Here is a 10,736-nt window from a genome sequence, read left to right as displayed (position 1 = left end):
TCTGCTGTAGACAAATCCGTTTCGGCGGTACGCCAAATCGCGCACCGGGCGCGAGAACATGTGCAGGCGCGCCGCCGGCGTTTCGCTCCGGTCGACCCCGAACAGAACGCACGCATCACCGCGGAGTTTCTGGCCGCGGCGTCCAACGGCGATCTGCAGACCGTGATGTCGATGCTGGCCCCCGACGTGGTGTGGACCGCCGATGGTGGCGGCAAGGCGACCGCGGCGCGGCGGCCGATAGTCGGGGCCCAAAAGGTCGCCAACGCGGTCATCGGGCTGGGCAGGTGGGTCAAGCGCGTTCCCGGCGTACGACTGGAGATGGTGCTGTGCAACTCCGCGCCGGCGGTCGTGGTATACCGCGGCGACCAGCTCGAGGGAGTCTTCACCGTCGAGATCGCCGACGGCAAGATCACCAACTTCTACGCGATCCGCAACCCCGACAAGCTGACCGCAATCGCGACCGCACGCGAAATCAGCCGCGGCTGAGCTTTCTGCCAAGCTGGTGCAATGCGCATCGACCGGCTTGGCGACCTCGGCGCGGCACCGCGGGTGCTGCGCGCGGTGGGCGACGCCACCAACCGGCTCGGCCTGCCGCCGCCGGCTGCGCTGACCGGCGACTGGTTCGGCGCGCTCGCCGTGATCGCACCGAGCGTGTCGGCGCAACCGGTCGACCCTGGCGTTGTCTTCGCGGTGCGGCCCGGCGCGGACACCACCGCGGTCGGCGGCGGCTGGGTCGGCTACCTCTCCTACCCCGACCCGGGCAGCGGCCGCGCGCCGGAGCATGTACCGCAAGCCGCCGGGGGCTGGACCGATTGCGTGCTGCGCTGCGATCGCCGCGGCCAGTGGTTTTACGAGAGCCTGTCCGGCGTCCGGATGCCGGACTGGCTCGCGGAGGCGCTCTCGACACCGGCACCGGCCCGGGATTGGGGCATCGGCTGGGCTGCGGCCGACCGGGCAGCACACCGCGCCGGGGTGCTGGCCTGCCTGGAGGCGATCGCCGCCGGCGAGGTCTACCAGGCGTGTGTGTGCACGCAGTTCACCGGGAGCCTCGCCGGGGCGCCGCTGGACTTCTTCGTCGACGCGGTCGCCGCCACCTCGCCGGCCCGGGCCGCCTATGTGGCCGGTCCATGGGGGGCGGTCGCATCGCTGTCACCAGAGCTGTTCCTGCGGCGCTGCGGCGAGGTCGTCACGTCGAGCCCGATCAAGGGCACCTTGCCGTTGCAGGCGTCTCCGTCAGCGCTGCGATCCTCGGTCAAGGACGTCGCCGAGAACATCATGATCGTCGACCTCGTCCGTAACGACTTGGGCCGGGTGGCGCTCACCGGCACAGTGAGCGTGCCTGAGCTGCTGGCGGTACGACGTGCACCGGGCGTGTGGCATTTGGTGTCGACGGTGTCGGCGCGGGTGCCCGTCGAGCTGCCGACTTCGGCGCTGCTCGACGCCGCCTTCCCGCCCGCCTCCGTCACTGGAACCCCGAAACTACGTGCCCGGCAACTGATTTCGCAATGGGAGCAACCCAACCGCGGAGTATATTGCGGCACTATTGGTTTCGTGTCACCGATGGCGGGCTGTGAACTCAATGTGGCTATCCGCACCGTCGAGTTCGACGCCGAGGGAAACGCGGTGTTGGGCTCAGGCGGAGGAATCACTGCGGACTCGAATCCCGACGCGGAATGGGACGAGTGTCTACACAAGGCCGCGCCGATCCTTGGACTCACATCGGCGGTCACCGCACCCGCCCGCGCCGGTTAACCACGCGAGCGCACGACAGCGTCGTAAAGCTCACGCCGCGAGTGCAGTTCAGGATGCGCGGCAGCCACTTGGGTGCAGGCGTCCTTGACTCGAATTCCTTGCCGCCTCAGCTCATTGACTTCGGCCACCAGCGCCGGCAGGTCGGCCTGTGGCGCCGCCCCGGCCAGCACCACGGTGATCTCCCCCAGTACACCCTCGTTGGCCCACTTGGCGAGCTCCTCCAGCGACCCGCGCACCACTTCCTCGTGGACCTTGGTCAGTTCCCGGCACACCGCCGCCCGCCGCGTCCCGCCAAGCTGGTCGACCGCGTCGTGCAGGCAGGCGGCCAACCGGCGCGGAGATTCGAAGAACACGCAGGTGCGCCGCTCTTCGGCCAGCGACGCCAGCCATGCCCTGCGCGCCGACTGCTTGCGCGGGGCGAAACCCTCGAAACAGAACTTCTCCGAAGGCAACCCGGACACCGCCAGGGCGGTGATCACCGCCGACGGTCCCGGTAGGCACGTCACCGGGACACCGGCGTCGACACAGGCCACCACCAGTCGATGTCCGGGATCGCTGATGACGGGTGTCCCGGCGTCGGTGACGAGCAGCACTGTGGCGCCGGCGGCGATGTCGGCAACCAGCGCCGGCACCCGTGCCGACTCGTTTTGGTCGAAGAAACTGACCACTCGGCCGGCGATGTGGACGTCGAGCGCCTTGGCCAGTGTGCGCAGCCGCCTGGTGTCCTCGGCGGCCACTACGTCAGCAGAGCCGAGCGCGGCGGTCAGCCTCGGTGAGGCGTCGGACGGCTGGCCCAGCGGCGTGGCGCCCAGCAACAGTCGACCACCGCTCATGGGCCAAAGCCTACGATCGTGGTTGATGACATCCGCCCCGCCCAGCGAAAGCCCTGTCGCCGTCGCCGAGCGGGCGGCACCTGTCATCAGCCCTGCGCCGCTGGTGCCGGTCCCCGACTTCGGCCCGCTCGACCGCATGCAGGGCTGGGTGATGACCGCGGTGATCACCGCGTTGGCGGCGGTGACCCGGTTCGTGAACCTCGGTTCGCCGACCGACGCGGGCACACCGGTTTTCGACGAGAAGCATTACGCGCCGCAGGCCTGGCAAATGCTGCACAACCACGGTGTGGAGGACAACCCCGGCTTCGGTCTGGTCGTTCACCCGCCGGTGGGCAAGCAGCTGATCGCTATCGGGGAGGCGATCTTCGGCTACAACGGGCTGGGCTGGCGCTTCACCGGCGCACTGCTCGGGGTCATCGTGGTCGCGCTGGTCGCGCGGATCGTGCGGCGGCTCAGCCGATCGACGCTGGTGGGCGGTATCGCGGGACTGCTGATCATCGGCGACGGGGTGAGCTTCGTTACGTCACGGACCGCTTTGCTCGACGGCTTTCTCACCTTCTTCGTGGTGGCGGCGTTCGGCGCGCTGATGGTCGACCGCGACGAGGTCCGGGAACGTATGCACCTCGCGCTTCTGGAGGGCCGCAGCGCCGAAACAGTCTGGGGCCCAAGGCTCGGCGTGCGCTGGTGGCGGTTCGGCGCTGGTGTGCTACTCGGATTGGCTTGCGCAACAAAGTGGTCGGGGCTGTACTTCGTCTTGTTCTTCGGTGTGATGTCGCTGGCATTCGACGTGGCCGCCCGCCGCGCCTACCGGGTGCCTCGACCGTGGCTGGGAGTATTGCGCCGTGATCTGGGGCCGACCATCTATGCGCTGCTGCTGATCCCGTTCGGGGTGTATCTGGCCACCTATGCGCCGTGGTTTGCCTCCGAGACCGCAATCAATCGCCACGAGGTAGGCCAGTCGATCGGCCCGAAGGCGTCCTTTCCGATGCCCGACGCGATCCGCTCGCTGTGGCATTACACCTATAACGCCTACAAATTCCATGCGGGCCTGACGAATTCGGCCGGCAACTACCATCCGTGGGAATCCAAACCGTGGGCATGGCCGATGTCGCTGCGGCCGGTGCTGTACGCGATCGACCAGCAGAACGTTCCCGGCTGCGGGGCGCAATCGTGCGTGAAAGCCGTGATGCTGGTCGGCACGCCGGCGATGTGGTGGCTGTCGGTGCCCGTCCTTGGCTATGCGGCGTGGCGGATGCTGGTGCGCCGCGACTGGCGCTACGCCGCTGTCCTGGTTGGTTACTGCGCCGGCTGGCTGCCGTGGTTCGCCGACATCGACCGTCAGATGTACTTCTTCTATGCGGCCACCATGGCCCCGTTTTTGGTGATGGCGATCGCGCTGATTCTCGGCGACATCTTGTATCAGCCTGGGCAGAACCGGGAACGACGCACGCTTGGGCTGATCGTGGTGTCGTGTTATGTCGCGCTGGTGCTGACCAACTTTGCGTGGCTGTTTCCGGTGCTCACCGGTCAACCGATCTCACAAGCGACCTGGAACATGGAGATCTGGCTGCCCAGCTGGCGTTAGTTCTTTCGTCGCGAGACAGAAGCCACGGCTGCGATTGCGTCCCAATCACGACCCTGGCTTCTATTTGGCGTCACACATCGAGGTTGTCGGTGCTGACAGCCATGATCACGACATGGATGACGTGTTCATTGGCAGCGAGGCACTGGCGATGGGCTTACTGACGCGCGGCCAGCTGCGCTGGAACTACCGGCGCATTTTCCGTGATGTCTACATTCAGAACGACGTGTGTCCGTCGCTGGAGACTTTGACTATCGGAGCATGGTTGTGGTCGGGCCGACGGGCAGTGATCACCGGGCGTGCCGCGGCAGCCCTACACGGCGCAAAGTGGGTCGATGAATACGCGCCTATAGAAATGCTCTGGCGAAACAACCACCACCCTCCCGGCATCATCGTTCGCGACGAACGATTCGACCCTGACGAAGTCACCTGTATTGACGGCTTACCAGTAGTTAGCCCCGCGAGAGCGGGATTCGATCTCGCTCGACACCTTCCGCGGAACATGGCGGTTGCCCACCTCGATGCACTTGCCCGCGCCGCAGGCATCAGTCGAGACAGCCTCATGTACTTCGTGAATCGTTACCCCGGTGCCCGCGGGAACAAGCGGGCGCGCACAGCCATCGATCTGATGGACGCTGGTGCTGAATCACCAAAGGAGAGCTGGTTACGCTTAGTCATGATCGATGCTGGGCTACCCCGACCGACTACACAGATTCGGGTCAGCGATGGCCACCTCGTCGCGTACCTCGATATGGGTTGGGAAGAGCCAAAGGTGGCGCTCGAATACGACGGCGACCAGCATCGCACCGATCGAGGACAATATGTTAAAGACATCCGGCGGGCGGAAATGGTCGACCGCCTTGGTTGGCACGTAATCAAGGTCATCAAGGAGCATTCGCGTGCCGACGTCGTCCGGCGGGCACAGAATGCGCTCGCCCGTCACGGTTACGTACTGCCGTCGCGAACCAGAAGTCAGGGTCGTGAAGCCGCCTGAATCACAGCCACAGCTTCTGTCTCGCGGCTAACTACAGCGGGTCGCGGGCGGCGGGACACGACATACACCGCGGCCCGCCGCGCCCGGTGCCCAGCTCGGAGGCGGCGATGGTGAGCACTTCGATACCAGCGTCCTGCAGGCGGGCGTTGGTTCGCATATTGCGCTCATACGCGACGACGACGCCCGGCGCCAATGCAAGGGTGTTGTTGCCGTCGTCCCACTGTTCGCGTTCGGCGATGACGGGATCTAGCCCGGTGTCGATGACCCGTAACTTGTCGATGCCCATCGCGTTCGCGGCGGCCTCGACGAATGGCGTCTCGTCGCTGATCTTGACGCCGTCGGGGGTGCGCTGAAGGGTGAACGCCGACAAGGTGTCCACCACGTTCGCGTACATCACCACCGCGTCGGTGTCGACCATGGTGCACACCGTGTCGAGATGCATCTGGGCGCGTTTCTGCTCGATCGGCACGGCGAGCACCGTGTTCGCCAGGTCGTCGTCGAACAGACTGCGCGCCAAGGCTTCTGCGCCGGCCGGTGTGGTGCGCTCGCCGACCCCGACGGCGACGACGCCGGGCGCGAGCAACAGCACGTCGCCGCCTTCGACGGGCGCGGTGTGCGATTCGTATGCGCGCCGCACGCCGGCGAATCGCGGGTGATGGGCGTAGATCAGGTCGGTCAACGATGCCTCACGAGCCCGCGCCGGCAGCGCCAGCGACGGGATGATCACTCGAGGCCCGATCCAGATCGACGAGTCGCGGGTGAACACCAGGTTCGGCAGCGGCTCGATGACGAAATCGGCCGCGTGGTGCATACGGCGCACCAGCGACACGTCGGTGCGCGTGTCCGATGGAAGTTCGGTGAACGTCATGCCGGCCATCAGCACATGCGCCAAGCTGGCCGGATCCAGGCCACGCAGGTAGGCCGAAAGCTCTTGTGCCAACGGGAATCCCAACCGCCGGTCGTTGACCGCGGCGGCGATGCCCTGCATCCTGGCCGCCCCGCTGTTCAGCGCCTCGGTCAGCAGATCGGACAGCAGTAGCACTTCGACACCGCGGGAGCGCAGCAACTCAGCGAACGCGTCGTGCTCCTCCTGCGCGCGCGCCACCCACGGCAATCCGTCGAACAGCAGCTGGTCGTTGTTGCGAGGGGTGAGTCGCCGCAACTCCGCCCCGGGCCGATGCAGGATCGCCACCCGCAGCCGTCCGACCTCGGAATTGGTGCCCAGTTCGGCGACACTCACATATAGCAAGGTAATGCCCGCCACCCCCGGACGCCGCGGTGCGACCCGCCGAGCCAGCGTCTTCGAACGGGCGTGCGATAGACTGGCGGCCATGGCGATCGCGGTTCAGGGCTCGCTGTTCGAGCTCGACCAACGCCGCTACCTCAGCGACGGCGCGTGGCTCGACATCCGCTCCGGCTGGCTGACCGAGGCTGACGAGCTGTTCGACGCGCTGCTGTCGACGGTGCCCTGGCGCGCCGAGCGCCGCCACATGTACGACCGCGTTGTCGACGTACCGCGTCTGGTGAGCTTTCACGACCTGACGGTCGACGAGCCACCGCATCCGCAGCTGGCGCTACTACGTCGGCGACTCAACGACATCTATGCCGGGGAACTGGGCGAGCCGTTCACGACCGTGGGGCTCTGCCTGTACCGCGACGGCGCCGACAGCGTCGCCTGGCACGGCGACACCATCGGACGCAGCAGCAGTGAGGACACCATGGTGGCGATCGTCAGCCTGGGCGCCACCCGTACCTTTGCATTGCGGCCACGCGGCGGCGGTCCGTCGTTGCGGCTGCCGCAGGGTCATGGCGATCTGCTGGTGATGGGCGGGTCATGTCAACGCACATGGGAACACTCGGTTCCCAAGACGTCTACCCCAACCGGTCCGCGCGTCAGCATCCAGTTCCGGCCGCGCGACGTGCGCTGAGTCAGCCCCGGACCGCGGCGACCACCTTGACGAGCAGGTCGCGGGCGCGCTGCGTGTTGACGGGAACCACCGGCTTGTCAGGAAGCACCAGCGGGTTGGCGGTGACGATCATCTGGTAGTTGCCGAAATGAGCGGAGTAGTCATAGAGCTCGCCGGTTCGGGGTTTCCCGTCCACGACCGCCTGCACAATCCGGTGCACCCCGAGGGTCCTTGCGCCGGCGATGTGTGGGGCGTCGACCGCCTCGATGACACCACGGACCGCGCCGCCGGCGAAACCCACCTTTTGGCAGGCCGCTCCTGGATCGTTAACCGGCACCGGTTGGGAGGTTTCGAGCGCGAGGGCGATGAAGCGGTTACCCTCGCCCTCGGCTGAAACGGCGGCCATGTTGCCCTGCAGACCGGGCGGGACTACCGGTGCAAGGGCGACCTCCGCACACTCCGGCGGCTCGAACTTCAGGCCGTCCGGCAACTTCTGCGCCGCCAGCAACTTCGGATCGATACCAGTCGGCGCAATGCTGGTCACGTGGAACTCCGGGCCGAAACTCGACTTCACGTCGGCGACTTTGGCAATATCCGCGGACGCAGAACCTGCCGATTCAGGTGATGCGCACGCGGCGAGCCAACCCGCACATGCCACCGCAAGCGCCGCCTTTAACACCATGGTGAATCTACCCAACGAGCGGCTATCAGCCGCGTAGCGCGGACACCGTTTTGACCAATAAGTCGGCGACGAATTGCGGCGGCAGCGGCGAATGGACTGAACCGGGGTCGGTGATCAGCATGGTGTACGCGTAGTAGTCGCCCAGGTACGCGGCGAATGTCTCTGCTTGAGAAGCGATTTCCGTGCCGCCTTCGACCGACGTGGTGGTTTCGCTTGCCATGCCGACGGTTTGGATACCGTGGATGCGTGGCGGCTCGACGAGCTGGACGGTGGCCGAGGCATGCCGCGTCGCCATGGTCCATTGCCGGCACTGGGAAATGACCGCAGCATTGACGCTCGCTGGTGCGGGCGCGACCGCGGCGTAGACGATGCCGCCGGAACCTGATCCTGATAAGCCTTGTCCTGTTTCGCTGCGGCCGCCGACTGGGTCGGCCAGCGTCGCGCACTGAGGCGGGTGTGCGGTGAAGCCTCCTCCCAGACCCCAGACCGCTGCGGGGACCGCTGCAGTGGCAAGACCGGTCACCTCATAACCACTGGGCAGCTCACGGGCAACCCGTTTGATGTTCGCCGGGTTGATCCGAACGATGCCAGTTGGGGACGACGTAACCGAGGGATTGCGGGCCGACCCGGCCGGGTGAGCGCATGCCGCCACCAGCATGACCACCACGGCAGCCATCGCAAGCCGCATGCCCGTTGATACCACGCGACAGCCCAGATCAGATGCGCCGACACGCCGCCAGCGGCATTGCGGCGGATCAGCCGACAGCCTGAATCACTTGCAGGGCAACTCGTTTGATTTGGTTAGCCATGTCTCGTCCGAACGGCAGCTCGCGCGGCTGCGGCACGTCGATCACTGTCGTGACCACGCCCACATCGTCACGTTCCCAGCGCGCGCCGTAACGATCCATGATCGCGCGCATCGGTAGGTTGTCGGAAAGCATTCGACCACAAAACTTCTCGACTCCAGCTACCCGAGCTGCTACTGCCAAGGCACCGATCAAGAAGCTACCGAGCCCGCGGCCCTGGTAGGGATCGGCGATGATGAACGCGATCTCGGCGAGCGTGGGGTCATGCTCGTCGCGAACGAAGCGTGCGTCGGCGACGGGATAGCCTTCGGCGTCGGTCACCACCCAGACGAAGTGGTCGACGTAGTCCACCTCGAACAGATAGTCCATCAGGGCCGGGCTGGGGATTCGGGGCGACATGAACCGGCGGTACAGCGTCTCGTTGGAGAATTCGACGTGTCCCTGGGTGGTTTTCTCGCTGTCACCGGGCAGCACCGGTCGAAGCAGTAGTTCGGTTCCGTCGCGAAGTCGGATCGGGATCGGTGCGACGAATGCGGCCAGCCGCTGGCGGGCGGTGCGAATAAGCCGCTGCATGATGCCGGGGACATGCACCATCCGGGCGAAAGCGTCGCGATCGCCGATCCAGCCTGTTAACGGTGTGGTCGTGGTGACCGTGGCGGTGCGTGGGATGTCGCGCAGCAGGGCGATTTCACCGACGATCATGCCGTCAGACACGTGCTCGACGATCACGACATCGTCGTCGCCGACGTGCTTGACCTCGGCGGTTCCCGACGAGATGAGAAGGAACGAAACAGCCTGCTCACCCTGCCGCATCAGCACCTGACCGGCGGCCGCCTGCAGGGGCTGCAGGCTCGCGGCCAACGGCATCAGATCCTCGGCAGGACATCCTTCGAAGATGTCCAGGGTTGCGAGCTCGTCGGCGCGCAGGCTGGTCAGTTCGGTCACCGCGACATCCCCGACGTGCGCCCCGCGCAGGGCCGCGACCGTATTGCCATGACCGTCACCCCCTGGTCACCGTCGCCGGACCGCAGACTTTCGGCTGCGGTCCAACTCGCCCAAGGCTATGGCGTCGTCTGCGGGTGCGGCAAGGATGCACCGGCCCGGTGTGCGCGCCGAGGCGACGACGCGTCAGACTCCACCAATGCACAGCAGCGATAACGCGCTTGAGCTGACCCGCAGCCTCCTGGACAGGCCCGCGTCGGTGCGGCACGGACATCTCGACGTGTTGGGTGAATCGGCCGAGTCGCCGGCGCCGACGTTTGCCCAGCGGGCAATGAACAGCCCGTTCGTGGCGACCGTGTATGAGCGGTTGTGGCGGCCGGCAGCGTTCTACGTTGCCAGTGGCGTCACCACGAGCGCCGAACAGCGGCGCGCATCGACGGCTTTGCGTTTGTTGCAAGCCAAACGATTGCTTGACGTCGCGTGCGGTCCCGGCAACTTCACGGGTCCGCTGGCGCGGCAAATGCCGCCGGGAAGCCTCGCGGTGGGCTTCGATATTTCCGAGCCGATGCTGACCCGAGCAGTGACCGACAACAGTGGCCCGGGAATCTGCTACGTGCGCGGCGACGCCAGAACCCTGCCGTTCGGGGATGAAACGTTCGACGCTGTTTGCTGTTTCGGTGCGCTCTACTTGATGCCGGATCCCTTCGAGGTCGCCCGCGAGATGGTGCGGGTGCTGCGACCGGGTGGCCGGATCGCCATTCTGACCAGCTATGCCCGCCAACCGGCTCCGGTGCGCTACGCGATGACGGCAGGTGCCCGGATGATCGGGCTGCGGCTGTTCGACCGGCATGCCTTCGTTGACTTGTTTTCGTCGGCCGGCCTCATCGACGTTGAGCAGCAGACCCAGCGTGCGCTGCAATTCGTCGCCGCCGGCAAGCCGGGGTGACGAGCCGTTGGCAGTGTTTGGCAGTTCACCGGATAGATCTGGCAGCGGCTGTTGGACTTCGATTGGGGGTTGATGCCGACTGATCGTGGAGGGGCAACGGATATGGCAGAGCTGGCACTCAGGCAGGCGACCATTCAATACGAGGAGTTGGGACCGCAGGATTCAGCGCACCCGCCGGTTCTGTTCGTGCACGGGATCCTCGTCGACGGCCGACTGTGGCGCTCAGTCGCCGAAAGCTTGGCGCGCCGCGGTTTCCGCTGTATCGTGCCGACCTGGCCGCTGGGCTCACACA

The 10,736-nt window shown here is 66.1% G+C and carries 11 protein-coding genes and 1 pseudogene; 7 read left to right on the top strand and 5 right to left on the bottom strand.

Annotated features, from left to right (window positions below):
* Positions 1-486, top strand: a pseudogene (locus VFA16_RS14200) (RNA polymerase subunit sigma-24); the annotation flags it as partial.
* Positions 487-507: 21 nt separating this feature from the next.
* Positions 508-1,752, top strand: a complete 1,245-nt coding sequence (locus VFA16_RS14195) for an aminodeoxychorismate synthase component I (protein WP_324968431.1) — start codon at positions 508-510, stop codon at positions 1,750-1,752.
* On the opposite strand, the gene rsmI is transcribed toward VFA16_RS14195, so the two are convergent.
* Positions 1,749-2,585 (bottom strand): 16S rRNA (cytidine(1402)-2'-O)-methyltransferase, encoded by an 837-nt coding sequence (gene rsmI, locus VFA16_RS14190; RefSeq protein WP_324968430.1) that lies wholly within the window; start codon positions 2,583-2,585, stop codon positions 1,749-1,751. The two genes, VFA16_RS14195 and rsmI, sit on opposite strands and share 4 nt — an antisense overlap.
* A gap of 25 nt (positions 2,586-2,610) precedes the next feature.
* Here rsmI and VFA16_RS14185 point away from each other — a divergent pair, with 25 nt between their 5' ends.
* Both VFA16_RS14185 and VFA16_RS14180 read left to right on the top strand, forming a co-directional pair.
* Positions 2,611-4,170, top strand: a complete 1,560-nt coding sequence (locus tag VFA16_RS14185) for a dolichyl-phosphate-mannose--protein mannosyltransferase (protein ID WP_324968429.1) — start codon at positions 2,611-2,613, stop codon at positions 4,168-4,170.
* A 112-nt stretch (positions 4,171-4,282) separates the two neighbouring features.
* Positions 4,283-5,161: a hypothetical protein gene (locus VFA16_RS14180; RefSeq protein WP_324968428.1), complete on the top strand. Its 879-nt coding sequence runs from the start codon at positions 4,283-4,285 to the stop codon at positions 5,159-5,161.
* A 31-nt stretch (positions 5,162-5,192) separates the two neighbouring features.
* Here the strand turns inward: VFA16_RS14180 and arcA are convergent, their stop codons facing one another.
* On the bottom strand, positions 5,193-6,401 hold the full coding sequence (arcA, locus tag VFA16_RS14175; RefSeq protein ID WP_324968427.1) for an arginine deiminase: 1,209 nt from the start codon (positions 6,399-6,401) through the stop codon (positions 5,193-5,195).
* Between the two features lie 91 nt (positions 6,402-6,492).
* Between arcA and VFA16_RS14170 the strand changes: the two genes are divergently transcribed.
* A complete protein-coding gene (locus VFA16_RS14170; RefSeq protein ID WP_324968426.1) occupies positions 6,493-7,089 on the top strand; it encodes an alpha-ketoglutarate-dependent dioxygenase AlkB in 597 nt (198 codons plus the stop codon).
* Between the two features lies 1 nt (position 7,090).
* On the opposite strand, the gene VFA16_RS14165 is transcribed toward VFA16_RS14170, so the two are convergent.
* The 3 genes from VFA16_RS14165 to VFA16_RS14155 all read right to left on the bottom strand — a co-directional run bounded on the left by VFA16_RS14165 (position 7,091) and on the right by VFA16_RS14155 (position 9,501).
* The gene (locus VFA16_RS14165; protein ID WP_324968432.1) at positions 7,091-7,747 is read right to left on the bottom strand and encodes a DUF5642 family protein; all 657 of its coding nucleotides are present in this window, start codon (positions 7,745-7,747) and stop codon (positions 7,091-7,093) included.
* Positions 7,748-7,775: 28 nt separating this feature from the next.
* Complete coding sequence (locus tag VFA16_RS14160; RefSeq protein WP_324968425.1) at positions 7,776-8,426, bottom strand: DUF5642 family protein; 651 nt, start codon at positions 8,424-8,426, stop codon at positions 7,776-7,778.
* A gap of 79 nt (positions 8,427-8,505) precedes the next feature.
* A complete protein-coding gene (locus VFA16_RS14155) occupies positions 8,506-9,501 on the bottom strand; it encodes a GNAT family N-acetyltransferase (RefSeq protein ID WP_324968424.1) in 996 nt (331 codons plus the stop codon).
* Between the two features lie 196 nt (positions 9,502-9,697).
* Between VFA16_RS14155 and VFA16_RS14150 the strand changes: the two genes are divergently transcribed.
* Positions 9,698-10,444, top strand: a complete 747-nt coding sequence (locus VFA16_RS14150) for a class I SAM-dependent methyltransferase (RefSeq protein ID WP_324968423.1) — start codon at positions 9,698-9,700, stop codon at positions 10,442-10,444.
* Positions 10,445-10,546: 102 nt separating this feature from the next.
* Positions 10,547-10,736: alpha/beta fold hydrolase (locus VFA16_RS14145; protein WP_324968422.1), on the top strand; the 190-nt coding region annotated here is incomplete at its 3' end.

It is taken from the genome of Mycobacterium sp., from assembly GCF_035653355.1.
Lineage (GTDB): Bacteria > Actinomycetota > Actinomycetes > Mycobacteriales > Mycobacteriaceae > Mycobacterium.
The sequence above is the reverse complement of the archived record's forward strand: the minus strand, read 5'-3'. Positions and strand labels throughout refer to the sequence as shown.